The 23346-nt window shown below is 60.2% G+C and carries 21 protein-coding genes; 6 read left to right on the top strand and 15 right to left on the bottom strand.

Translation table 11 applies throughout. The features are described from left to right. Window positions 1–13: 13 nt before the first annotated feature. Window positions 14–4798 carry an NAD-glutamate dehydrogenase gene (locus tag KW403_RS06780; protein ID WP_223021963.1) on the bottom strand — a complete coding sequence of 1595 codons (4785 nt, stop codon included), beginning with the start codon at window positions 4796–4798 and terminating at the stop codon, window positions 14–16. 124 nt (window positions 4799–4922) lie between these two features. On the opposite strand from KW403_RS06780, the gene KW403_RS06785 reads away from it, so the two are divergent. Continuing rightward, entirely contained in the window at window positions 4923–5504 is a 582-nt protein-coding gene (locus KW403_RS06785; protein ID WP_223021964.1) for a peroxidase-related enzyme, read from the top strand. A gap of 25 nt (window positions 5505–5529) precedes the next feature. Here KW403_RS06785 and KW403_RS06790 read toward each other — a convergent pair whose 3' ends face one another. Then, the gene (locus KW403_RS06790; RefSeq protein ID WP_223021965.1) at window positions 5530–6078 is read right to left on the bottom strand and encodes a L,D-transpeptidase family protein; all 549 of its coding nucleotides are present in this window, start codon (window positions 6076–6078) and stop codon (window positions 5530–5532) included. A 156-nt stretch (window positions 6079–6234) separates the two neighbouring features. Here KW403_RS06790 and KW403_RS06795 point away from each other — a divergent pair, with 156 nt between their 5' ends. Then, a complete protein-coding gene (locus tag KW403_RS06795) occupies window positions 6235–6918 on the top strand; it encodes a response regulator transcription factor (RefSeq protein ID WP_025031550.1) in 684 nt (227 codons plus the stop codon). 55 nt (window positions 6919–6973) lie between these two features. Next, a complete protein-coding gene (locus KW403_RS06800) occupies window positions 6974–7429 on the top strand; it encodes a cyclic nucleotide-binding domain-containing protein (protein ID WP_223021966.1) in 456 nt (151 codons plus the stop codon). An 88-nt stretch (window positions 7430–7517) separates the two neighbouring features. On the opposite strand, the gene KW403_RS06805 is transcribed toward KW403_RS06800, so the two are convergent. From KW403_RS06805 to tesB, 6 genes are all read right to left on the bottom strand, one after another. Then, window positions 7518–8327: an exodeoxyribonuclease III gene (locus tag KW403_RS06805; protein WP_223021967.1), complete on the bottom strand. Its 810-nt coding sequence runs from the start codon at window positions 8325–8327 to the stop codon at window positions 7518–7520. 135 nt (window positions 8328–8462) lie between these two features. Then, window positions 8463–9098 (bottom strand): outer membrane lipoprotein carrier protein LolA, encoded by a 636-nt coding sequence (locus tag KW403_RS06810; protein WP_223021968.1) that lies wholly within the window; start codon window positions 9096–9098, stop codon window positions 8463–8465. Window positions 9099–9204: 106 nt separating this feature from the next. Next, window positions 9205–11754 (bottom strand): DNA translocase FtsK, encoded by a 2550-nt coding sequence (locus KW403_RS06815; protein ID WP_223021969.1) that lies wholly within the window; start codon window positions 11752–11754, stop codon window positions 9205–9207. A 210-nt stretch (window positions 11755–11964) separates the two neighbouring features. Next, window positions 11965–13308 (bottom strand): ammonium transporter, encoded by a 1344-nt coding sequence (locus KW403_RS06820; RefSeq protein ID WP_223021970.1) that lies wholly within the window; start codon window positions 13306–13308, stop codon window positions 11965–11967. 28 nt (window positions 13309–13336) lie between these two features. Continuing rightward, a complete protein-coding gene (locus KW403_RS06825; protein ID WP_223021971.1) occupies window positions 13337–13675 on the bottom strand; it encodes a P-II family nitrogen regulator in 339 nt (112 codons plus the stop codon). Window positions 13676–13893: 218 nt separating this feature from the next. Further along, a complete protein-coding gene (gene tesB, locus KW403_RS06830) occupies window positions 13894–14760 on the bottom strand; it encodes an acyl-CoA thioesterase II (RefSeq protein WP_223021972.1) in 867 nt (288 codons plus the stop codon). Window positions 14761–14886: 126 nt separating this feature from the next. Between tesB and KW403_RS06835 the strand changes: the two genes are divergently transcribed. The 3 genes from KW403_RS06835 (at window position 14887) to KW403_RS06845 (ending at window position 17866) form a co-directional block, all read left to right on the top strand. Next, window positions 14887–16131, top strand: coding sequence for a ubiquinone biosynthesis hydroxylase (locus KW403_RS06835; protein WP_223021973.1), 1245 nt, complete (start codon window positions 14887–14889; stop codon window positions 16129–16131). A gap of 46 nt (window positions 16132–16177) precedes the next feature. Further along, window positions 16178–16615 carry an OsmC family protein gene (locus KW403_RS06840; RefSeq protein ID WP_223022468.1) on the top strand — a complete coding sequence of 146 codons (438 nt, stop codon included), beginning with the start codon at window positions 16178–16180 and terminating at the stop codon, window positions 16613–16615. Between the two features lie 129 nt (window positions 16616–16744). Further along, a complete protein-coding gene (locus KW403_RS06845) occupies window positions 16745–17866 on the top strand; it encodes a Glu/Leu/Phe/Val family dehydrogenase (protein WP_223021974.1) in 1122 nt (373 codons plus the stop codon). A 55-nt stretch (window positions 17867–17921) separates the two neighbouring features. Here KW403_RS06845 and msrA read toward each other — a convergent pair whose 3' ends face one another. The 7 genes from msrA to KW403_RS06880 form a co-directional block, all read right to left on the bottom strand. After that, window positions 17922–18563, bottom strand: coding sequence for a peptide-methionine (S)-S-oxide reductase MsrA (gene msrA, locus KW403_RS06850; protein ID WP_223021975.1), 642 nt, complete (start codon window positions 18561–18563; stop codon window positions 17922–17924). Between the two features lie 151 nt (window positions 18564–18714). Further along, on the bottom strand, window positions 18715–19497 hold the full coding sequence (locus tag KW403_RS06855; protein WP_223021976.1) for a succinate dehydrogenase iron-sulfur subunit: 783 nt from the start codon (window positions 19495–19497) through the stop codon (window positions 18715–18717). Window positions 19498–19509: 12 nt separating this feature from the next. Then, window positions 19510–21360, bottom strand: coding sequence for a succinate dehydrogenase flavoprotein subunit (sdhA, locus tag KW403_RS06860; RefSeq protein WP_223021977.1), 1851 nt, complete (start codon window positions 21358–21360; stop codon window positions 19510–19512). Between the two features lie 8 nt (window positions 21361–21368). Further along, window positions 21369–21752 (bottom strand): succinate dehydrogenase, hydrophobic membrane anchor protein, encoded by a 384-nt coding sequence (gene sdhD, locus KW403_RS06865; RefSeq protein WP_223021978.1) that lies wholly within the window; start codon window positions 21750–21752, stop codon window positions 21369–21371. 2 nt (window positions 21753–21754) lie between these two features. Further along, window positions 21755–22162: a succinate dehydrogenase, cytochrome b556 subunit gene (gene sdhC, locus KW403_RS06870; RefSeq protein WP_223021979.1), complete on the bottom strand. Its 408-nt coding sequence runs from the start codon at window positions 22160–22162 to the stop codon at window positions 21755–21757. A gap of 227 nt (window positions 22163–22389) precedes the next feature. Then, window positions 22390–22755, bottom strand: coding sequence for a hypothetical protein (locus tag KW403_RS06875; RefSeq protein WP_223021980.1), 366 nt, complete (start codon window positions 22753–22755; stop codon window positions 22390–22392). 10 nt (window positions 22756–22765) lie between these two features. Then, window positions 22766–23257 carry a GNAT family N-acetyltransferase gene (locus tag KW403_RS06880; protein WP_223021981.1) on the bottom strand — a complete coding sequence of 164 codons (492 nt, stop codon included), beginning with the start codon at window positions 23255–23257 and terminating at the stop codon, window positions 22766–22768. Window positions 23258–23346 lie beyond the last annotated feature (89 nt).

The following is a 23346-nucleotide window of genomic DNA, read 5'->3' on the forward strand; positions in this document are numbered from 1 at the left end:
CGCCCCGGCGCGATCAGACACTCAGATCGCTCATCAGACCGGAGGCCACGGTAAGGCGCGAAACGCTGATATCGCCCCCTTCCACGAGGGACTGCAGCCGCTCGCGCACCCGCACCACATGCTCGCCACCGGCCTCGACCCACTTCTCCGCCGGATCCTCCTCCTTGCCGTAGTCGTTCAAGGCCGCGATCGTCATCCCGCGACGCGCCGCGCTGATCATGTCGGTCGCGCGGAACAGCGCCAGCCCGTCATAATAGTCCGAAGGCACGATCGTGTGCGCCGCATCCTCGATGCGCCCGATTCGAAATGCATCTGTAATGCCGAAAAACGCTTTCGCCGCCTTTTCCAGCGGCGCACCGGCTTTCTCCGCCACCAGTTCGATATCCGGCACCATCTCCGCGACCGATAGGGAGGCAAGTTTCTTCGCCAGATCCTCCGGCGCTCCCAACGTCACGAGCTGCCCCCGCCGCGTTTCCAGGCGTTCGCGCATGAAGGCCGGCAGCATCGGCATGAGCTTGCCTTCCAGCGCCTTTCGCGCCGCCCGTAGCCGGTCGATCCGCGCGCCTACAGCCTCCTTGTCACTGTGGTTCTTGAGCTGCCAGGAAGTCGCCGAATAGATCAGACGCCAGACGAACTGGTAGAGATCGAGCTGCGCCATTCCGTCGATCTGGTTGTCGAGCGCGTCGATGGCCTTGTAAATCCTGCGCAGTTCAAACCCCTCGCGCACCACCGCGAAGGCCGCGACGATATCGGCGGCCGGACGGCCTGTCAGGTCCTGCAGCCGGGTCACGAAACTCGGCCCCCCGCGATTGATCACGTCATTGGCCAGTTCCGTGGCAATGATCTCGCGCTTCAGCCGATGCGAACGGATTTCGCCTTCGTATTTCTTCGCCATGCGGCTTGGGAAATAGGCGAAAAGATCCCCCTCCAGATGGGGCGCATCCGGCACCTCGCTGGCGACGATCTCGTCGAAGAGCACGATTTTCGCATAGGCCAGAAGCACGCCCACTTCGGCGCGAGTCAAAGGCTCGCCCCGGCTTTCCCGGTCCGCCAGTTCCTGCGGCCCGGGCAGAAACTCCACCGCGCGGTCCAGCAGCCCGCGCTGCTCGAACAGGGTCATCATCCGCGCCTGATGCGGCATTTCCGGCATGCCACGCTTCTGCACCTGCGAGATCGCCAGCGTCTGCTGGTAGTTGTTGGCGAGAACCAGCTCGGCAACCTCGTCGGTCATCTCGGCCAGAAGCTTGTCACGTGCCGGCCGCGCCAGCGCGCCCGAACGCATGGCTGCCGCCAGCGCGATCTTGATGTTCACCTCCACGTCAGAGGAGTTCACGCCGCCGGAATTGTCGATGGCGTCGGAATTGCAACGCCCGCCATTCAGGCCGAATTCGATGCGCGCAAGCTGCGTCATGCCCAGATTGGCGCCCTCGCCAATCACTTTTGCACCCACTTCACGCGCGGTCACGCGGATCGCGTCATTGGCCCGGTCACCCACCTCCTGGTTGCTCTCATTGTGCGAGCGGACATAGGTGCCAATGCCACCAAACCACAGGAGATCGACCGGCGCCTTCAGGATCGCGGTCATGATCTCGGTCGGCGAGGCGGTGGTCTTGTCGAGCCCTATGGCGTCGGCAGCCGCCTTGCTGAGCGTGATCGATTTCTGGGCCCGCGAAACGATGATGCCGCCCTTGGACAGCTTGCTCTGGTCGTAGTCCTGCCAGCTCGAACGCCCCATGTCGAAGAGACGCTTGCGCTCGGCATAGGACACGGCCGGATCGGGATCAGGATCGATGAAGATGTCCCGGTGGTCGAACGCCGCCACCACCTTGGTGCAGGTCGACAGCAGCATGCCATTGCCGAACACGTCGCCGGACATGTCGCCCACGCCAACGGCGGTGAAGGATTCCGACTGAATGTCACGGTTCATCTCGCGGAAATGCCGCTTCACGGCTTCCCACGCGCCACGCGCGGTGATGCCCATCTTCTTGTGGTCATAACCGGCAGAACCGCCGGAGGCGAAAGCGTCATCCAGCCAGAAGTCATGCGCCTGGCTGATCGCATTGGCCGTGTCGGAGAAGGTCGCCGTCCCCTTGTCCGCCGCCACCACGAAATACGGATCATTGCCATCGTGGCGGACCACACCTTCTGGCGGAATGACCTTGTCTCCATCCAGATTGTCGGTCAGCGACAGAAGGCTGGAGATGAAGTTGATATAGGCCGCACGTCCTGCTTCGAACACCTCCTGACGGCTGCCATTCTCCGGCAGGCGACGCGGGTAGAACCCGCCCTTCGCTCCCACTGGCACGATCACCGCATTCTTCACCTGCTGCGCCTTCACGAGACCCAGCACCTCGGTGCGATAATCCTGCGCCCGGTCAGACCAGCGCAGGCCGCCGCGTGCCACCGGCCCAAAGCGAAGGTGAACACCCTCCACCTCCGGCCCGTAGACGAAAATCTCGCGCCACGGTCGAGGCTGCGGCAGGCCGGTGATCGCGCGAGAATCGAATTTCAATGCCAGCGAACGCACCGCATCATCGGCCTTCGGTCGATAATGATTGGTCCGCAGCGTCGCCTCGATCAGGTTGAGGAAACGCCGGACGATCGTATCGTCGTCCAGGTTGGGCACCGCATCCAGATCCGCCTCGATCGCAGCTTTCAACGCCGAAATCTCATCGCGCACCTTGGACTTGCCGGCCTTCGCCGGATCGAAGCGCAACACGAACAGTTCGAACAGCTTCCGCGCAATGTGCGGATAGCGGTTCATTGTCGCCGCAATGAAGTCCTGACTTTGCGGGATGCTCGCCTGGTGCAGGTAGCGGCTATAGGCCCGCAATATCGCGATTTCATCGACGCGCAGTCGTGCCGTCTGCGCCAATGCGTTCAGCCGGTCATTGTCGTGTTCACCGCGCCAGACCGAAAGAAACATTTCCTCGAAAAGCGTGCCGCTGTCGGAGAGATCAATCGGCCCATCAAAGGCATTTTCCAGCTCCATGTCGTGGATGAAGATCTGCGCGCTATCCTCATCATCGGCATCCCCCATCTCGAAGGTGCGCTCGGAGATGACCTTGAAACCCATGTTTTCAAGCAGCGGTACACGCTCGGTCAAAGGCACGGGCGTTCCGAAGTGATAGATCTTGAGTGCGGCCTGCGTCTCGCCCTGGTCTTCATGACGATGAAAATCGATGGCAATGGAATTGTCCGCCGACAGCGTCGCCATGCGGCCAGCGTCGATCAGCGCCGAACTCGCGGAAAACCCGTTGCGGTAGCTTTCAGGGAAGGATCCGGCGATCACCGCCAGCCCGCGATCGGCACCGGATTCCTCAAGCGCCTCCTGGAGCGCATCATCCCAGGTCCGGACAATCTTGCGGATGCCGTCTTCAAGTGTGTCGGTATCGATGCGCGGCGTCTTGCCACCCGAGCGCCCGATGATGAAGTGAACGCGCGCCAGCGATCCTTCCGGAAAGGCCGGGTAATAGGCCGAAACGCGCCCCTTGAAGAGGGTCTTGAGATACTGACCGATCTCGATGCGCACCTGTGAATCATAGCGGTCGCGCGGAACGAAAACGATGACGGAGACAAACCGGTCGAACTGGTCGATGCGATACAGCGCACGGACACGCGGACGCTCGCCCAGAGCGAGAATTGCCTCGGCGTGTTTGCGCAGTATCGGCAGACCTATCTGGAAAAGCTCGTCGCGCGGATAGGATTCCAGAACGTTGATCAACGCCTTGCCGGAATGGTCGGTCGGTGCGAACCCGGATTTGGCGATCACCGTTTCAGCCTTGGAGCGCAGATAGGGTATCTTCATTACCGACCGCGTGTAGGCGGTGGAGGTGAACAGGCCGACTATGCGCAGCTCGCCTGTCAGCTTGCCTTTGTCGTCAAAGGTCTTGATCCCGATATAGTCGAGGTAGGCGCGGCGATGGACCACCGATTTGGCGTTCGCCTTGGTCACAATGAACGGATCTGGACCATGGAGGAATGCGCGGATTTCAGGGGTGGTGGAAACCGCTTCCTTGCCCCGACGCAACACAAGCACATCCGGATCGGCCAGAATGCCAAGCCCTTTCTTGTTGGCGCGCTCCAGCGTGCCGCTTTCAGCACCGCCCGAATAGCGGAACTCGCGCATGCCAAGGAACGTGAAATTGTCATCGCGCAACCATTCCAGGAAGGCTACGGCTTCAGCGACCGCATCCTTTTCCAGCGGTACCGGCGCATAACGCAATTCCGTGATCTGCTGGTCGAGCCGCGCAAGCATCGGCTTCCAGTCCACGACTGCCGCACGGACCTGCGCCAGTGTCGCGTTGAGGCGCGTTTCCAGCTCCCTGCATTGATCATCGGACAATCTGGGAAGATGCACGTGAATGAGGCTGATCTTATCCTCATCGGCTGCGGGTTTCGTACCGGCTGCATCGCCAACGATATCCTCGACGCCCTTCTTGCCATGTCGAACCAGAAGAACCGGATGGGCAACGAGTATCGCCTCGACGCCGAAATCGCTCAATTCACCCAGGACCGAGTCGAACAGGAACGGCATATTGTCGTTCACGACCGTCAAAAGGCTCACCGCCCGCCCCAACCGCTCAACCCCGGAGGCGTTGTCGATCCGGACAACGCTGGTTCCCGGCTTGTGCGCCTTGATCGCGGACACCGCATCCTCGGCGGCGCGCAACAGCGCTGCATCGTCATATGGGCGCAGATCCTCCGCCGGGGTCCGCGCGCTGATGATCTCTTGCAGCACCTTGCCCATCGGCGCGCCCTTTTTTGCGGTCTTGGAGGTCTTGGCTTTGGCTACCATGCCGAAAATCCCTGTTGGTTGACCAAACTGGCCCATCGTATTCAGACAAAAGCGGTTTGACGACCCGTCATTCCACCGTGCACGCTGATTACAAATTTATTCCTATCGAAAGGGTGTCTGCATCATGACGAAACCGGTCACTGCCCTTCATTTTCCTCCACTCGAAACGCTGAGCGACGAAACCCGGGCCTATTTCGAAAAATGCGAGGAGAAGCTCGGGCTCGTACCCAATGTGCTGCGCGCCTACGCGTTCGACGAAAACAAGCTTCGCGCGTTCACGCAGATGTACAACGATCTTATGCTGGGTGATTCGGGTCTGACGAAGCTCGAACGCGAAATGATCGCCGTCGCGGTCTCAAGCATCAACCACTGCTTCTACTGCCTCACCGCACATGGAGCGGCCGTGCGCCAACTGTCCGGAAACCCGGTGCTTGGCGAACTCATGGTGATGAATTATCGCGCGGCGAAGCTGGAACCGCGACAAAAGGCGATGCTCGATTTCGCCGTGAAGCTTACGGAAACTCCCGCCAGGATCGAGGAAGCGGATCGGCAGGCTTTGCGCGATGCCGGTTTCTCTGAGCGAGACATCTGGGACATCGCCTCCGTGGCGAGCTTCTTCAACATGTCCAACCGGATGGCAGCTGCCGTGGATATGCATCCCAACGAGGAGTATCACGCAATGGCCCGGCAACCGGCTGGAGACTGATACACATCGGCCACCGAAAAGCCGGTTACCGATGAATCCTGATTCGGGTTGACGGGCCAATGAGCAGCAGAATACGCGCCATGGCCCGTGGCGATACGGCTATGCAGCCCTCGGTCGGCGGGAAACCGGGCTTTGCGATGTGAAAGAAGATCGCACTGCCGCGATTGCGGATCGCCGGCCGCATGTTCCAGTCCGACACCATGCAGATATCGTAGAGACGGTCCTCGCGCGTCATGCGTTCATGGCTGGCCCGGTAGGGCAACTTGACCGGGCGGTTGTAATTGCGATCGCCCGAGGCGTCGCACCACCCATCTCCGGCTTTGATCTGCCGAAGCGAAAAACGGCACTTGGGTGGTCCGGAAGGGGATCTGTCACCACGAAAATAGCCGTAAAGGAGCTGCAATTCTCCGACCGGAGTTGCACCATCCCCTTCGTGCTTCAGCATCGTCGTGCCCGTTCGTCCCAGCGCGCATGGGAAGACGAAGGGGCCCACCCTCATCAATCCCTCGGTCGGCCTCCCCGGTCTGCGACGCACCTCGATCAGATGAATCGATTTGCCGGCTTTACACATCATCTTGAGGAAAACCCACCTGTCAGCTTACGTTAAATTGATTGGAACAAATGTTCGCCATTGTGTTTTCGCACTGTTAGGTTCCGCATAAAGCGGGAACGGTCAACACTGCAATTCCATTTGAATCGGCAGTCTTTTTCCTGGATAGTGGATACAATCATGACGTCACGCACCATCCTAATCGTCGATGATGACGAAGACCTGAGGACGACACTCGTCGAGCAACTGTCGCTCTACGAGGAATTCGATATTCTTCAGGAGAACACGGCGACGAAGGGCATTCAGTCTGCGCGCAACGCGATTGTCGATCTGCTCATCATGGATGTCGGCCTGCCGGATATGGATGGGCGTGAGGCGGTCAAGCTTCTGCGCAAGGGCGGTTACCGCGCGCCGATCATCATGCTGACCGCGCAAGACACCGATTCGGACACGATCCTTGGCCTTGAAGCCGGCGCCAACGACTATGTGACCAAGCCATTCCGGTTTGCGGTGCTTCTCGCTCGCATCCGCGCCCAGCTGCGCCAGCACGAGCAAAGCGAGGATGCCACGTTCGCCGTTGGCCCCTACACATTCAAGCCCTCGCAGAAACTGCTTATCGATGAACGCGGTGGCAAGATCCGCCTGACGGAGAAGGAAGCCGCGATCATCAAATACCTCTATCGCGCCGAACAGAAAGTGGTGACGCGCGACATCCTTCTGGAAGAGGTATGGGGATACAATTCCGGCGTTACCACTCACACGCTCGAGACCCATGTCTACCGTCTTCGGCAAAAGATCGAACGCGATCCTTCCAAAGCTGAAATTCTTGTGACAGAAAGCGGTGGTTATAAGCTCGTTCCGTGAATCTGCGCCATGAAGGCGTTCGGGGATCGCCAGGAACGAGCCGGGGACAACGTCAATGGCGCTGGACGATGACATTCGCATTCTGTCCGGCGTGGGTCTGTTTGAGGGATTCACGCGCGAACAGTTGCGCCTTATGGCATTCGGCGCCGAAAGCATGACGCTTCCCGCCGGACGGGACATCTATGCCGAAGGAGCCCCCGCCGATTGCGCCTTCATCGTCGCGTCGGGCAACGTTGCGCTGTTCACGGAAAGGGATGGCGAACGCCAGATTGTCGAAAGGCTCGGCCCGGGCGACATGATAGGCGAATTCGCGCTCATTGCCGAAGGCCGCCGCATGACAAATGCTGTCGCCGAAAGTGAAACCCGCCTGGTGAGGATCAGCCGCTCGAGCTTTCACCGGATCCTCGAAGAGTTCCCCGAAACGGCAATTCGCCTGCATGAGAGAATTGCCGAAAACTTGCAGCTCATGATCTCCCGGATGGAGAGAATTGCGGATCGATTCACCGACTGATTTTTCGGAAGAATCAGGAAGCGATTCGCCCCTTTTCGCTCAAAAACGAGCTTTTTCCCGAGAAACAGACGAAACGGCGGAAAACCGATCAGCCGAAATCAAAGCCTGCAATGACAGGCACATGGTCTGATGGGCGATCCCACCCACGCGCCTCGCGCAGCACTTCGATCCGGTTCAACGCCGGTGAAAGATTGGGTGACGACCAGATATGGTCGAGCCTGCGTCCACGGTCGGAGAGCGCCCAATCCTTGGCGCGGTAGCTCCACCATGTAAAGATTTTCTCTTCTGGCGGAATTATCTGCCGCATCAAATCCACCCATCCGCCTTCCCTGCGCAGGCGTTCAAGACCTTCAGTCTCGACCGGTGTATGGCTGACCACCTTGAGAAGCTGTTTATGCGACCAGACATCGGTCTCGAGCGGTGCGATATTGAGATCGCCGACGAGAATGGTTCCCAAACTTTCGCTCTGCTCGGCCCGAAGCGCATGCATCTCTGCCAGAAAGTCGAGCTTGTGGCGAAACTTCGGATTGATCTCCGGGTCCGGCTCATCGCCACCGGCCGGCACGTAGAAATTGTGCAAAAGGACGGAGTGCCCCGCGCCCGCATCCAGAGAAACGGAGACGTGTCGGCTATCGCCCATCCCGCAAAACGCGCGCTTTTCAACGAGTTTCAGCGGACGGCGGGCGATCGTGGCGACACCGTGATAGCCCTTCTGGCCATGGATCGCCATGTGCTCATATCCAGCCTTCCGGAAAGCGGCGGCGGGAAACTGGTCATCAGCGCACTTGGTTTCCTGAAGACACAAAACGTCCGGACTATACCGCTCCAGAAACTGCTCGACGAGCGGCATACGCAGCCGCACGGAGTTGATGTTCCAGGTAGCAATGGTGAAAGGCATGAAGGCAGTCCGGGCTAGAAAGCTTGCAGGAAGCGCAAAACTGCCCGGAACGGCGGAGAATGACAAGCGGATCGGCCTGTCAGAAAGGAAAAGGCCGGACTGTCCACAGCCCGGCCAGATCTCAATTCTTCGATATCAGCGTTTGTTACGGCTCATCGCGTCGACCCGGCGGTAGTCAATCTTGAAAACGCTCGGGTCGAAGGTCACGCCCTGCTGAACGTTAAAAATCATGACCGTCGTGTCCTTGCCCTGTGCATCGGTGATCGTCCACTGACGAAGGTCGTATGAATTCGTGTCGAACATCATGGTAATGGTCGAATCTCCGAAGACCGACTTGTCCGACATCTTGATCGTCGTCAGGTCATTGTCCTCACGCACGGTCTGAACCTTGTCGCCCGAAAGGTCGATGCGTTCGTCAAGAAGCAGCTTCAACGGCGTTTTCGAAAGGGGGTAAAGGTCCGCCGTGTTGAGCTTCTTGTTCATGATGACCACTGAACTGCCATCGGAGGTGACGCGGAAGCCGGACGGTTCCTCGTAGTCGAAACGGATCTTGCCTGGCCGTTCGATGTAAAACTTGCCGCCGGTCTGCTCGCCCCGCGGTCCGAACTGCACGAACTCGCCCATCATGGTGCGCACGCTGGAAAAATGCGCCGCGATCTGGTCGGCGCCCTGGGCAGCCTGGGCTGCTATTGGCGCAGCGCAAAGCGTCGCCAAAGCCATCGCTGCAACGGCAATCTGCCGCGCCAGAAAGTCGGTTACCCCAAAATTCATCGTGTTCGATCTCCACATTTGCCCTTCTGGATAACCAACCAGTAGGGCCGAAATTTGGCTGCCAAATAACGGCCAGCGCCGACACCGGTTCCAGCACCGGGCAAGATCAGACTTCGTCCTGCTCCGTCGGCACGAGAATCTCGCGCTTGCCGGCGTGGTTGGCGGGACCGACAATGCCCTCATCCTCCATGCGCTCGATAATCGACGCGGCGCGGTTGTATCCAATCCCCAAACGGCGCTGGATATAGCTGGTGGATGCTTTTCCATCGCGGAGAACCACTGCAACCGCCTGATCGTAGGGATCGGCAGAATCGCCCAGATTGCCGCCTCCAGATCCACCGCTGCCGCCGGCTGAGCCGCCATCCTCTTCGTCATCATCCTCAGTGACAGCGTCGAGATAGTCCGGCACACCCTGCATCTTCAGATGATTGACGATGCTTTCCACCTCGCCATCGGAAACGAACGGGCCGTGGACACGCTGGATACGGCCACCGCCTGCCATGTAGAGCATGTCACCCATACCCAGAAGCTGCTCTGCGCCCTGCTCTCCCAGAATGGTGCGGCTGTCGATCTTCGACGTCACCTGGAAGGAGATACGCGTCGGGAAGTTGGCCTTGATCGTGCCCGTGATGACGTCCACCGAAGGACGCTGCGTGGCCATGATCACATGGATGCCGGCAGCACGCGCCATCTGCGCCAGACGCTGCACCGCACCTTCGATATCCTTGCCGGCGACCATCATCAAATCGGCCATCTCGTCGATGATGACGACGATGAACGGCATCGGTTCGAGATCCAGATCCTCGCTCTCGTAGATCGCCTCGCCCGTCTCGCGGTCGAAGCCGGTCTGGACGGTGCGTTTGATCGTCTCGCCCTTCTTCTTGGCGGCGACGACACGCTGGTTGAAGCCTTCGATGTTGCGCACACCGACCTTGGACATCTTGCGGTAGCGGTCTTCCATTTCCCGCACGGTCCATTTCAGCGCGACGACCGCCTTCTTGGGGTCGGTCACGACCGGAGTGAGAAGGTGCGGAATGCCGTCATAGATGGACAGTTCCAGCATCTTCGGGTCGATCATGATCAGGCGGCACTGCTCGGGCGTCATGCGGTATAGCAGTGAGAGGATCATGGTGTTGATGGCAACCGACTTGCCGGAACCGGTGGTGCCGGCCACCAGAAGGTGAGGCATTTTTGCAAGATCGGCGATCACCGCTTCGCCATTGATGGTCTTGCCGAGCGAAAGTGCCAGTTTCGCCTTGCTCGCCTCGAAGTCGCGGCTTGCGAGCAATTCGCGCAGATAAACGGTTTCGCGCGTGGAATTCGGCAGCTCGATGCCGATTGCGTTGCGGCCGGGAACAACCGCCACACGAGCCGCTATGGCGCTCATGGAGCGAGCAATGTCGTCTGCAAGGCCGATAACGCGCGACGATTTGATACCCGGAGCCGGCTCCAGCTCGTAGAGTGTGACCACCGGACCGGGACGCACATGGATGATCTCGCCCTTGACGCCGAAATCCTCCAGAACGCCTTCGAGAAGACGGGCATTCTGTTCCAGCGCATCTCTGGAGAGTGAAGGGTCCTTTGTCGAGGTCTTCGGCTCCGCCAGCAAATGCAGTTCTGGCAATTCAAATGTTCCGCTGTCGAGGAAGGATGGCTGCGCCTCGCGGCGCACACGTGCGCCTTCCGCAGGTCGCGGAGCGGGATTCTCCACCCTTTGCTGCGGTGGGGCGGGCACTGCCTGCCGCGTTGGTGCTGCAGCAGGCTGCGGTGCCGGGGCGTCAAAATCGGGTTCGACGCGCATGCGTTGTGCTGCCGGTGCCTCTTCGAAATCCGGCTCAACCCGGGCTTCCATATCGAAATTGTCGAAGGTCGCCTCGTCATCTTCATCCAGATCCAACGCACGCTTCCGATGGCTATCGCGCGAACCTGAACCCACAAGGTTGCGGCGGAAGAATGCACAGAAGGACAGCCATCCATGGGCCATATAGCCAAGGATGACCGAGCCTCCGCTTTCATCATCCTCATCCAACGGATCGAAGGCAGCGTCGTCTTCCATCTCCTCGATGAAATCGTCAGCTCCGGGACGGGACAACAAGCCAGCGCCGAAGGCAAGGAGCCAGCAAGCCGGCATTCCAAGGATTGCAGCGATCACGAAACCCGCAAAGCCACGTGGATATGCGCCAAGGAACTTGGCGGGGACGGAGAGGATCATGTCGCCCAGAACGCCGCCAAGGCCGGTGGGCAAAGGCCAGGTTGGCGGCGGTGCGAAAGCACCGACTATGCCGGCAGCCAGCACCGCACCCAGGAACCATGCACCGGCGCGCTTTACGCCACGATCAATCTGACGCCCGAGCAAAAGGAGAGCACCCCAGCAAACCGCCGGAACGAGCCCGATCAGCGCCGCCAGTCCATAAAACTGCATGGCAAGATCGGAGAAAACCGCGCCGGGATATCCCATCGCGTTGGTGACAGGATTGGCAGTGGCATGGCTGAAGCTTGGATCAGCGACGTTCCAGGTGGCTAGCGCCGCCACCCCAAACGCCACGAAGGCGAGAAGCGCCAATCCGCCCGCACGTGCTGCCTGTCGGCGCAGGAAAGCCTGCAGACCGTAGCTGTTTTCATCCATCGCCAAGAATGCCGAAGACCCGGAACTCATGCGCTCAATTCTCCGCTCGCGCGTTGCTTTCGACGCGAAACGCGCCGTGATGACTCGCCCGTGACCCTAGCGAGCGGATGGTTAAGACGGCATTAACCATGGACCGATGGGTTGCATTTTCTCCGGCCGACAAAAAAGGGCCCGGCGAACCGGACCCTTTCAGGAAGGCAACCGACCCAAGGGCCGGTTGTCAGGCAAGCGTTTGCGCGATCAGCGCCCGTGCATGGGCATGAACTCGGGGTAGGCTTCGACGCCTACCTCGGCCACGTCCAGTCCGCTCATCTCGTCTTCCGGGCTTACCCGCAGGCCCATCGTGGCCTTGAGGATCATCCAGACCACAAAGGAGACCGCGAAGGTGAAGGCGCCATAGGCGACAATGCCAACGATCTGAACACCGAAGCTGGCGTCGCTGTTGGTGAGCGGAACGGCAAGCGTCCCCCAGATACCGGCAATCAAGTGAACCGGGATCGCACCGACAACATCATCAATCTTCAGCTTGTCGAGAAGCGGCACGGTGAGCACCACGATCACACCACCGATCGCACCAATGACAATGGCCATGAAGGGGCTTGGCGTGAGCGGTTCAGCTGTGATCGACACGAGACCGGCCAACGCGCCATTGAGCACGAATGTGATGTCGACCTTCTTGTAGAGGATCTGCGTAAGGATTAGCGCGGCGACAACACCGGCAGCGGCTGCCAGATTGGTATTGGCGAAGATCCGGCTGATGTCGGATGCATCGGCATTGGAGCCCATGGCAAGCTGCGAAGCACCATTGAAGCCGAACCAGCCGAGCCAGAGAATGAAAGTGCCAAGTGTTGCTAGGGCCATGTTGGAGCCCGGGATCGGCGAAACCTTGCCGTCGGAGGAAAACTTGCCATTGCGTGCACCCAGAAGGATGGCACCGGCAAGAGCCGCCCAGCCGCCCACCGAGTGGACCAGCGTGGAGCCGGCAAAATCCTGGAAGCCCATGGCATCGAGCCAACCGGCACCCCACTTCCACGAACCCGCTATCGGATAAATGAAGCCGGTGAGCACGACCACAAAGATGAGAAACGGCCACAGCTTGATACGCTCGGCCAACGTGCCCGAGACGATGGAGGCCGCGGTAGCCACAAAGACCATCTGGAAGAACCAGTCGGAGGCCACCGAATAGTCGCCCTCGTTGGCCGTGCCAGCAGCGGGCCAGCTATAGGGCGCGAAGGTTCCGATATAGCTCGAAACATCCACATACATCAGGCTGTAACCCACCACCCAGTACATGATGCCGGCGATGGAATAGAGCGCGACGTTTTTCAAAAGCTGCATGGAGACGTTCTTGGTCCGCACCATGCCAGCTTCGAGCATGGCGAATCCTGCCGCCATCCACATGACGAGGAAGCCGCCAATGAGAAAGAGCAGCGTGTTGAAAATAAACGCTGTTTCGGAAGCCGAGGCAAACTCCGGGGCCGCCTCGGCGGAATCCTGTGCCAGAGCCGGAAAGGTCATGGCGGCCAGCGCGAGCCCGCCCAGCGCCAGCGGACCTGCCGCGCCTTTGAGTGTTCGATACATCATATGATTCTCCATCGGAATATTCTGCCGCTTAAAGCGCTTCGACACCGGATTCGCCGGTACGGATGCGCACCGCCTTGTCGAGCGCATGGACGAAGACCTTGCCGTCGCCGATCTGACCCGTGCGGGCGGCCTCGACGATGGCCTCGACCACCTGGTCGACCATGTCGGTATCGACCGCCACCTCGATCTTGACCTTGGGCAGGAACGTCACAGCGTATTCAGCGCCGCGATAGATTTCCGTGTGTCCTTTCTGTCGTCCGTAGCCCTTCACCTCCGTCACGGTGAGGCCTTGTATGCCAAGACCGGTGAGCGCTTCGCGCACGGCCTCCAGCTTGAAGGGCTTGACGATTGCCATCACAATTTTCATGGCAGTTCACCTTTGCTGTTGCGGGGTCCCGCGGGTTGCCTGCATCGCGCGAACCGCCATGCGGACCGCGACAGCAAAGGAGAATCAAATGCCGTGCCAGTTTGGCCAAACAGAGCTCAAACCATTGTTATAAATAGATTTTATAAGAACCGCCCTGGCGCAGGATTTCGTTAACCCTGGCTCAATTGATTAATAAATAGGCATAAAATCAAAATTGCCTATTTTGTACGCAGCCTAACAAGGCCTTCCTGCGCAACGGAAGCGACCAGCGTACCGTCCAGTGCATACAGGCTACCGCGAGAGAAACCGCGTGCGCCCTGAGCGGAAGGGCTGTCCTGGGTGTATAGCAGCCATTCGTCCAGCCGATGCGGGCGATGGAACCACATGGCATGATCAAGACTTGCCATCTGAATATCGGGATCGAACCCGTTTCGACCATGGGCAAACGTGGAGGTGTCGAGCAGCGTCATGTCAGAAAGATAGGCCAGCACCGCAGCCTGAAGAGCACGATCATCCGGCACCGGCCCCGTGGCGCGGATCCACACATCCTGGCGCGGCGGCAGCTTGTCGCGGCTGGTGTAGTGCTCAATGATGACCGGTCGCACCTCGATGGGACGCTCACGCGCCCAATACCGACGGATGTTTTCCGGCACACGCTCGCCAAACTCGGCCAGAAACTCGCGCTGGGTGCGCAGGTTTTCCGGAGGCGTGACGCCTTGAGGCATGGGAAGCTGATGGTCGAGCCCTGGCTCTTCCTTCTGGAAAGAGGCAGAGAGGGAAAAGATCGCATGGCCATGCTGAATGGCAACCACACGGCGGGTGGTGAAGCTACCGCCATCGCGGATCCGGTCCACTTCGTAGATGATTGGAACGGCAGGATCGCCCGGCCGCATGAAATAGCAGTGGAGCGAGTGGACATGGCGGGAGCTATCGACGGTACGCTGGGCAGCGACAAGGGCTTGGCCAATAACCTGCCCGCCGAAAACGCGCTGCCAAGCCGATTGCGGACTGCGACCACGAAACAGATTGTGTTCGAGCGTCTCAAGATCGAGTATGGCAAGCAGGTCTTGCATGGCCGATGACATCAATGACTTCCTCCGGAAGCGAAATATATTGCTGACGGGTTTCCAAGACGAAGGCGTGGCGCAAGTCAAGCGCATCTGGTGCGGACAGCGACACACAGGTCCTGTGTAGATGAACGAGGTGGCGTTATGGCCAGGAACACAACACACAAAGCCGAACGCGAACTGGACATCCTGATCGCCGGAGCCGGCTATGTGGGACTGGCGACGGCGGTGTCCATCGCCCGCGCCCAGCCCGGCCTGACGGTGGCGCTGGTGGATGCAGCGCCAGAAGGGGTGTGGCAGCGGGACGGACGCGCCTCGGCAATCGCGGCTGCGGCCTGCCGGATGCTCAAACGCCTCGACTGCTGGACGGAGATCGAGCCGGAGGCGCAGCCCATCACCGAGATGGAGATCACCGATTCGCGCACCGCCGATGTGCTGCGGCCGGTTTTCCTCACCTTTGGCGGCGAAGCCGCGGAGGGCGAACCCTTTGCCCATATGGTGCCGAACCGGGTAATGAATGGTGCGTTGCGTGCCCGCGCCGCCGAAAGCGGCATCGAGATCATCGAGGGTGTCGCGGTCGACGGTTTCACCAATTTGGGTGGGTATGTGACGGTGAGCTTCGCTGACGGCACAACCTGCCGCACACGGCTTCTCGTCGCTGCCGATGGCGTGCGCTCGCGTCTGCGCGACATGGCCGGCATCAAGACGTTGAAATGGGATTACGGTCAGTCGGGAATTGTCTGCACCGTGGCGCATGAGCGTCCGCATAATGGCCGCGCCGAAGAGCATTTCCTGCCCGCTGGCCCGTTTGCCACGCTGCCTTTGACCGGCAACCGCTCGTCCATCGTGTGGACCGAGCGCACGGACGATGCGGAGCGGCTGGTCAAGGAAGATGACCTCGTCTTCGAGCAGGAACTGGAGCTGCGCTTTGGCCTGAAACTGGGCGAAATCCGGGTGGAAGGCCCACGCCGCGCCTGGCCGTTGGGACTGACGCTGGCGCGCGAATTCGTGAAGCCGCGCTTCGCTCTGGCGGGCGATGCAGCCCATGGCATCCACCCGATCGCGGGACAGGGGCTCAATCTGGGCTTCAAGGACGCGGCAGCGCTGGCCGAGGTGATCGTCGAGGGCGGACGGCTGGGCGAGGATATCGGCGCCCTCGACGTGCTTCAGCGCTATGAGCGCTGGCGGCGCTTCGACACCGTTCAGATGGGCGTGACGACCGACGTTTTGAACCGGCTGTTCTCCAACGACATCGGCCCGGTGCGGGCGCTACGCGATTTTGGTCTTGGCCTGGTTGAACGAATGCCAGTCATGAAGCGTTACTTCATCCAGCAGGCCTCTGGCAACGCCCCTGGCACACCAAGACTGCTCCGCGGGGAGGCGATCTAGCCTTTCCGCGATAACGCACTATTTCCACTAGGAGAAGACGATGGCTATGAAACGGCACGCAAATGTCACCTGGAAGGGATCGCTGGTTGAAGGTTCGGGTAGCCTGGACACGCAGAGCGGCGCGCTTTCTGCCCTGCCCCTCGGCTTCAAAGCCCGGTTTGAGGACGAAAGCGGCAAGACGGGTACAAACCCCGAAGAGTTGATCGCGGGTGCTCATGCCGGCTGTTTCGCCATGCAATTGTCGCACATGTTGGCAGAAGGCGGCACACCTGCAGAGAAGCTTGATGTTCGCTCGGACGTGACTGTACAGCCGGCGGATGGCGGCGGCTTCGAGATCACGAAAAGCGCGCTTACGCTTGTGGCCAACGTTCCCGATCTCGATGAGGCAAAGTTCATTGAGATTGCCGAGAAGGCAAAAGCTTCCTGCCCCGTCTCGAAGGCACTCGGAGCCATCGAGATTACGCTGGAAGCCAAATACGGCTGACGACACATTCGCGATGAAAAACCGTCGGCCGGCGCAATGGAAGGTCGTTCGATGGCAACACTTCGCAACCAAAAATCAGACGATGCAGCTAGAATTTCCTTACGAAACAAGTCGTTCGGGAGGAATGACATGCTGCAGACGCACACACCGCGGACCCTGAAGCCGGCGACACGGAAGTCCACACTTGCCATCGCCGACATCACAGCCGAAGCTGCGAAGCTGGACGCCTTCGACAATCACGAACGCGTCTGGCACGGCCGCGACGAAGAACGCGGGCTGAACGCCATCGTGGCCATCCACAACACGGTGCTTGGCCCCGGCCTCGGTGGCACGCGCGTGTGGCCGCACGAGACGTTCGAGGCTGGGCTGACCGACGTATTGCGCCTGTCGCGGGGGATGACCTTCAAGTCAGCCGTGGCAGGCATGGATTTTGGCGGCGGCAAGGCGCTGATCATCGCCAATTCGAAAACCGACAAGACGCCGGCCCTTCTCGAAGCCTATGCAGAAATGCTGATGGCTCTGAATGGCCAGTATTTTACCGGCGAAGATGTCGGCTTCACCGTTGCTGATGCAGATTTTTTGCGCAAGCGCACCCCCAATGTGACGGGCACAACCGTGGGCGGCAGCGGCAATCCCTCGCCCGTGACAGCCCATGGCGTGTTTCTGGGGATCAAGGCCGCGCTGAAACACCGGGGCATCGCCACGCTCGACGGCGTGCATGTGGCTGTGCAGGGACTTGGCTCGGTAGGCTGGACCCTGTGCCAAAAGCTTCATGCGGAAGGCGCGCGGCTTTCGGTGACAGATATCGATGCGGCCCGGATGGAGGAAGCACAAAAGGTCTTTAAAGCAACACCGGTTGCGCTGGACGCCATTCTGAAAGTGGAGGCCGACGTGTTCGCGCCATGCGCACTGGGTGGCGTTCTTTCGGCGGAAAACATACCCATGCTCGGCGCGAAGATCGTTGCGGGGGCGGCCAACAACCCGCTCGTGCGGCACGAGGATGCCCGGCTCATGATGGAGCGCGGTGTGCTCTATGCACCGGATTATGTGATCAATGCCGGCGGGCTTTTGAACGTGGCCGCCGAGCTCGCGCCTGGCGGATACGACCGTGAAGCGACGATGGCGAAAGTGGCGAAGATACCGGAAACGCTCGCAGACATCTTCGCCCGCGCCGAGGCACAAAAGCGCCCCACCAATGATATCGCCGCAGAGCTCGCGTTCGAGCGGATCAACGCAGCGCGGCGGGACTGAATAGCCAAGAGGGTTGCGCGCTCGATGGGCGCAACCCTCTTCATTCAAACGCGGATCACTTGATCCCCGTGAACGCCGCCTCGCCCCAGACCTGACGAACGCGAGCATCGCGACCGCAGCCCTCGCGGTAGCCCTTGTAGGCGTCTTTCTTCTTCACCAGCCCAAAGCGGGAGAGGATGCGCTCGTCGCTCTGATAATAGTTCTGGTGGTAATCCTCGGCCGGCCAGAATTTTGCAGCCCCAAGTACTGGAGTGACGACCTTGCCGCTCAGTGCGGCATTCGCTTCCTGTTTGGCTTTCTCCGCTGCTGTCTTCTGCGCATCGTCAAGCGCATAGACTGCCGTTGAATAGCTCTCGCCCCGGTCGCAGAACTGACCGCCGGCATCGGTCGGATCAACCGAGCGGAAGAAGATTTCCAGAAGCCGGTCATAGCTGACCTTCGCATCGTCAAACTCGATCTTGACCACCTCGCGGTGCCCACCCGACGTGTGGTTGCGGTAGGTCGGGTTTTCGGTGCGTCCGCCGGCATAGCCCGATACCGTGTCCAGCACGCCTGGAACCTTGTCGAAATCGGCCTCGACGCACCAGAAGCAGCCACCGGCGAAAATGGCGGTCTGCTTTTCAGCCATCGCCGGCTGTGAAACTGCCACCATGGCGGTGAGGGAAAAGGCCGCGGCCAAAAGGGAACGTCGCAACATCAATGTCTCTCCTGTGTTCGCCACAGAGCTACCGCGCCGGGCGGCAAATTCAAATCAAGCCGCTACACGCTTGCGTGAGGTGATTGAAACTGGAGAGAGGGAGCAGCAATCCTCCCTGCTCGACGTAGCGACGAGCAGGGAGAAAAATTTATTAAACGCGGCGCTCGACCATCATCTTCTTGATGTTGGCGATGGCCTTGGCAGGGTTCAGCCCCTTGGGGCAGGCCTGGGTGCAGTTCATGATCGTGTGGCAGCGATAGAGCCGGAAGGGGTCTTCCAGATTGTCGAGACGCTCGCCCGTCTTCTCGTCGCGCGAATCGATCAGCCAGCGATAGGCCTGAAGCAGCACGGCAGGGCCGAGATAACGTTCGCCATTCCACCAGTAGCTCGGGCACGAGGTCTGGCAGCAGAAGCACAGAATGCACTCGTAAAGCCCGTCGAGCTTGGTGCGGTCCTCATGGCTCTGCTTCCATTCGGTCGCGGGCTCCGGGGTGATCGTCTGCAGCCACGGCTCGATCGAAGAAAGCTGGGCGTAGGGCACAGAAAGATCCGGCACCAGATCTTTGACCACCGGCATGTGCGGCAGCGGGTAGATCTTGACCGCATCCTGCGCCACCTCGTCCATGCCCTTGGTGCAGGCCAGCGTGTTGGTGCCGTCGATGTTCATCGCGCAGGAGCCGCAAATGCCCTCGCGGCAGGAGCGGCGGAAGGTCAGCGTCGGGTCGATCTTGTTCTTGATGTAGATCAGCCCGTCGAGAACCATCGGCCCACAATCGTCCGCATCGACATAATAGGTGTCGAGACGGGGGTTTTCTTCATCGTCCGGCGACCAGCGATAGATCTTGTATTCGCGCAGATTGGTCGCGCCCTCGGGCTTCGGCCAGACCTTGCCCTCCTTGACGCGGGAATTCTTGGGAAGGGTGATTTCGACCATGACTTCCTCGGCTCAGTAAACCCGCGCCTTGGGCGCGATTTTCTTGGGATCGATGCCGCCGTCTTCAAGCTTCAGCATCGGGTCGGTGTGGACGGGACGATAGTCGAGCGTGACCTTGCCGCTCTCATCGACCCATGACAGGGTGTGCTTTCGCCAGTCCTCGTCGTTGCGGCCGCCCATCGGACCATCCTTGTAGTCCTCGCGGGCGTGGGCGCCGCGGCTCTCCTTGCGCGCCTCGGCTGCGTAAACCGTGGTGATGGCGTTGGCCATCAGGTTTTCCAGCTCCAGCGTCTCCATGAGATCGGAGTTCCAGATCATCGAACGGTCGGAGACCTTGACGTCGGGAAGCTCTTTCCAGACGGCACTGATGCGCTCGCAGCCCTGCTCCAGCGATTCCTGCGTGCGGAACACGGCAGCATCTTCCTGCATGGCGCGCTGCATCTTTTCGCGTAGCTCCGCCGTGGGCGTGGAGCCGGAAGCATGACGCAGACGGTCGAAGCGCTCCATGATCTTTTCGCAGGCTGCCTCGTTGAGCGCCGGAACCGGTGCCTCACGGTCGACCACCTCGCCGGCGCGGATGGCAGCGGCACGACCAAAGACCACCAGATCGATCAGCGAGTTGGAACCGAGACGGTTGGCGCCATGCACGGAGGCGCAGGCCGCCTCGCCAACGGCCATCAGGCCGGGCGCTACCGCATCGGGATTGTCCTTGGTCGGGTTCAGCACCTCACCCCAGTAATTGGTCGGAATGCCGCCCATATTGTAATGGACAGTCGGCAGGACCGGGATCGGCTCGCGGGTCACATCGACACCGGCGAAGATGCGGGCCGATTCGGCGATGCCGGGCAGGCGCTCGTGGATGACCGCCGGGTCCAGATGGTCGAGATGCAGGAAGATGTGATCCTTGTTCTTGCCGACGCCGCGGCCTTCACGGATCTCCATGGTCATGCAGCGCGAGACAACGTCGCGGGAGGCAAGGTCCTTGGCCGATGGCGCATAGCGCTCCATGAAGCGCTCGCCCTCGGAATTGACCAGATAGCCACCTTCGCCACGCACGCCTTCGGTGATGAGGCAGCCGGCCCCATAAATGCCGGTCGGGTGGAACTGCACGAACTCCATATCCTGCAGCGGCAGGCCGGCGCGGGCAATCATGCCATTGCCGTCGCCCGTGCAGGTGTGGGCGGAGGTGCAGGAGAAATAGGCGCGGCCATAGCCGCCCGTCGCCAGAACCACCATCTTGGCGGAGAAGCGGTGGATCGTGCCGTCCTCAAGGTTCCACGCAACGACCCCCGTGCACACACCATCGTCGGACATGATGAGATCGAGCGCGAAATACTCGATGAAGAACTCGGCGTGATTCTTGACGGACTGGCCGTAGAGCGTGTGCAGGATGGCATGACCGGTACGGTCTGCCGCAGCACAGGTGCGCTGCACGGGCGGGCCGTCGCCAAAATTCTGCATGTGGCCGCCGAAGGGCCGCTGGTAGATCTTGCCTTCCTCGGTGCGCGAGAATGGCACGCCGTAATGCTCGAGCTCGTAGACGGCGGCGGGCGCCTCACGGGCGAGGTATTCCATGGCGTCGACATCGCCGAGCCAGTCGGAGCCCTTCACCGTGTCATAAAGGTGCCACTGCCAGTGATCGGGACCCATATTCTTGAGCGAAGCCGCGATGCCACCCTGCGCCGCCACCGTGTGCGAGCGGGTCGGGAAGACCTTGGTGATACAGGCCGTCTTGAGCCCCTGCTCGGCCATGCCGAGCGTGGCGCGCAGTCCGGCACCACCGGCACCGACGACGACGACGTCGAACTTGTGGTCGACATAGGTGTAGGCGTCTGCCGCCTTTTTATCTGTTGCCTTTGCCATAACCGGGTTCAGCCTCCGAGGGCGATCTTGACGAGGGCGAAGAGAGAAACGACGCCCAGAATGAGAGTGAAGAAGATGTTGCCGATCAGAAGCGCGACCTTGCTGCCCTCACCATGGACATAGTCCTCGATGATGACCTGCATGCCGAGCTTCATGTGGTAGAGCACCGACAGGACTGCGAAGGCCAGCAACACGGTGACGACCGGATTGCCGACCGCTGCGCGGACCTCTTCATAGGATGCGCCATTGTTGGCGATGACGAAGCCGATGAAGAAGATGACAAGCGGAATGTTGGCGATGGCCGTGAGGCGCTGACGCCAGAAGTGATCCGTGCCTTCCTTGGCCGAACCGAGACCGCGAACGCGGTTGAGCGGTGTGCGCATGTCGCTCATGATCAAAACCCTCCACGAACGGCATAGCCGATGATCCAGACCAGAATGGTCAGCACGATGGAGACGGCGATGGTGGCCTTGGCCATTTTCGTGGCCGTCGCCTTTTCAAGGCCGCGCCCCGTGTCCCACACAAGATGGCGAAGCCCGCCGACCAGATGATGGATCATGGCCCAGGTGAAGCCGAACAGGACGAGTCGGCCGAACCACGACCCGTAGATACCATTGACCGTGTCGAAGGTTTCCTTCGAGCCGGCGGCTGCGGCAAGCCAGATGACGAAAAGCACCATGCCAAAATAAAGCGCGCCACCGGTGATGCGGTGCACGATCGACATAAGCATTGTCGGAATGAGACGATAGACTTGCAGGTGAGGCGAAAGCGGCCTGGCCTTCACAGTTGCGGTTTTGCTCATGGCTTCCCCAATTCGATACCGGCGCGGCGGGGTGGCTGTTGCGAGAGCGACATCGGGTCCCGAACTCGCGCCCTGCGGCTGTGGCTTTCTAATGCGGTTTTTGCAGTGCGTCAAAGCCGCAAAAGCAATCCTTTGGCCGAATATATTGCGACGCACTCACAGGACGCCCGGCATTGTGCGACTTCAAACGATTGAAGGCTTTTTTGCCCGTCGTCGCGGCAGCCCTTCTAACGGCGGCAGGTGATCGGCACCTTGCCGCTGACCATCCACAATGCCTCACTGCCCTCGATGACGACTGCATAGAGCGATTCTCCGTATCGCACGCTTTGCCCCGGCGGCGATGCCGGCAGATCCAGCTCCAGACCTCGAGGACTGACCACGAAGATGCCGTCCCGCTTTGGAGAGATCGTCATCTCCATATCATCATCGCAAGCCAGCTTGACCGGCCCCGAAAAGGCCAGCCCGGCGCTCTTGTTCTCTTCCTGAGATGAGGGCGCAACACAACCCGCCAGCCCCAACACAGATGCAGTGATCAAGAGATCGAGCATGCCGAGTTGGCGCGTCCGCCCAAAAGACGGTTCTGAAAACCTCATTATAAAGCCTCTATTTCGGCTCTGAAGCCGGCATGCGTTCGCTGGACTGCTCAAAACGGATGACATGTGTCGTCCAGTCAGCAGGAGCAGCCAGCGCCTCGTAGAGCTTGCGCCCTTCATCCGGCTGGCGCGGTGCATTGAGCGCCAACCGCGCCCAGCCGCGCTCTTCGGCCTGGTCTGCAATCACATCGACCAATGCCTTACCGATTCCCTTACGACGATGATCGTGATGCACATACAGATGGTCCACCAGGCCGTGGCGCATGCCAGACACCGGATCCGGCAGGTCGTAGAAAAGCGCGAACCCCACCAGTTCGCCGTCGAGACTGGCTCCGACCACTTCCACGGCGCGATCCTGCAACAGCGTTTCGGCATAGTAGTCGTCCGGCCGGCGCGGCGCACCGCGCTTCAACGACTGGGTGTAAGCCGCCAGCAGGGGTGCCAGAACATGCGCATCGTTGAGGCGCAGCGGATTGATGTCGATCTGATGATTCTCGCCCATGGAGCACCCTTCCCCGAAATTAACCACGTCTGTCAATCGGCATGTTCAAGAAGCATGCTCCACGTGACAAAGGTTAAGAAAGGATTAAT

It is taken from the genome of Nitratireductor kimnyeongensis, assembly GCF_019891395.1.
In the GTDB taxonomy this organism is placed as follows: domain Bacteria; phylum Pseudomonadota; class Alphaproteobacteria; order Rhizobiales; family Rhizobiaceae; genus Nitratireductor; species Nitratireductor kimnyeongensis.

What these genes read in the sequence shown, in the direction of transcription:
- KW403_RS06820 (WP_223021970.1), bottom strand. Translation starts at nt 13,308, where the DNA reads ATGATGTATCGAACACTCAAAGGCGCGGCAGGTCCGCTGGCGCTGGGC.
- KW403_RS06790 (WP_223021965.1), bottom strand. Translation starts at nt 6,078, where the DNA reads ATGATGTGTAAAGCCGGCAAATCGATTCATCTGATCGAGGTGCGTCGC.
- sdhC (WP_223021979.1), bottom strand. Translation starts at nt 22,162, where the DNA reads ATGAGCAAAACCGCAACTGTGAAGGCCAGGCCGCTTTCGCCTCACCTG.
- KW403_RS06815 (WP_223021969.1), bottom strand. Translation starts at nt 11,754, where the DNA reads ATGAGTTCCGGGTCTTCGGCATTCTTGGCGATGGATGAAAACAGCTAC.
- KW403_RS06855 (WP_223021976.1), bottom strand. Translation starts at nt 19,497, where the DNA reads ATGGTCGAAATCACCCTTCCCAAGAATTCCCGCGTCAAGGAGGGCAAG.
- KW403_RS06795 (WP_025031550.1), top strand. Translation starts at nt 6,235, where the DNA reads ATGACGTCACGCACCATCCTAATCGTCGATGATGACGAAGACCTGAGG.
- KW403_RS06780 (WP_223021963.1), bottom strand. Translation starts at nt 4,798, where the DNA reads ATGGTAGCCAAAGCCAAGACCTCCAAGACCGCAAAAAAGGGCGCGCCG.
- KW403_RS06785 (WP_223021964.1), top strand. Translation starts at nt 4,923, where the DNA reads ATGACGAAACCGGTCACTGCCCTTCATTTTCCTCCACTCGAAACGCTG.
- tesB (WP_223021972.1), bottom strand. Translation starts at nt 14,760, where the DNA reads ATGTCATCGGCCATGCAAGACCTGCTTGCCATACTCGATCTTGAGACG.
- KW403_RS06800 (WP_223021966.1), top strand. Translation starts at nt 6,974, where the DNA reads ATGGCGCTGGACGATGACATTCGCATTCTGTCCGGCGTGGGTCTGTTT.
- KW403_RS06875 (WP_223021980.1), bottom strand. Translation starts at nt 22,755, where the DNA reads ATGAGGTTTTCAGAACCGTCTTTTGGGCGGACGCGCCAACTCGGCATG.
- KW403_RS06835 (WP_223021973.1), top strand. Translation starts at nt 14,887, where the DNA reads ATGGCCAGGAACACAACACACAAAGCCGAACGCGAACTGGACATCCTG.
- KW403_RS06810 (WP_223021968.1), bottom strand. Translation starts at nt 9,098, where the DNA reads ATGAATTTTGGGGTAACCGACTTTCTGGCGCGGCAGATTGCCGTTGCA.
- KW403_RS06805 (WP_223021967.1), bottom strand. Translation starts at nt 8,327, where the DNA reads ATGCCTTTCACCATTGCTACCTGGAACATCAACTCCGTGCGGCTGCGT.
- KW403_RS06825 (WP_223021971.1), bottom strand. Translation starts at nt 13,675, where the DNA reads ATGAAAATTGTGATGGCAATCGTCAAGCCCTTCAAGCTGGAGGCCGTG.
- KW403_RS06880 (WP_223021981.1), bottom strand. Translation starts at nt 23,257, where the DNA reads ATGGGCGAGAATCATCAGATCGACATCAATCCGCTGCGCCTCAACGAT.
- KW403_RS06845 (WP_223021974.1), top strand. Translation starts at nt 16,745, where the DNA reads ATGCTGCAGACGCACACACCGCGGACCCTGAAGCCGGCGACACGGAAG.
- msrA (WP_223021975.1), bottom strand. Translation starts at nt 18,563, where the DNA reads ATGTTGCGACGTTCCCTTTTGGCCGCGGCCTTTTCCCTCACCGCCATG.
- sdhA (WP_223021977.1), bottom strand. Translation starts at nt 21,360, where the DNA reads ATGGCAAAGGCAACAGATAAAAAGGCGGCAGACGCCTACACCTATGTC.
- KW403_RS06840 (WP_223022468.1), top strand. Translation starts at nt 16,178, where the DNA reads ATGAAACGGCACGCAAATGTCACCTGGAAGGGATCGCTGGTTGAAGGT.
- sdhD (WP_223021978.1), bottom strand. Translation starts at nt 21,752, where the DNA reads ATGAGCGACATGCGCACACCGCTCAACCGCGTTCGCGGTCTCGGTTCG.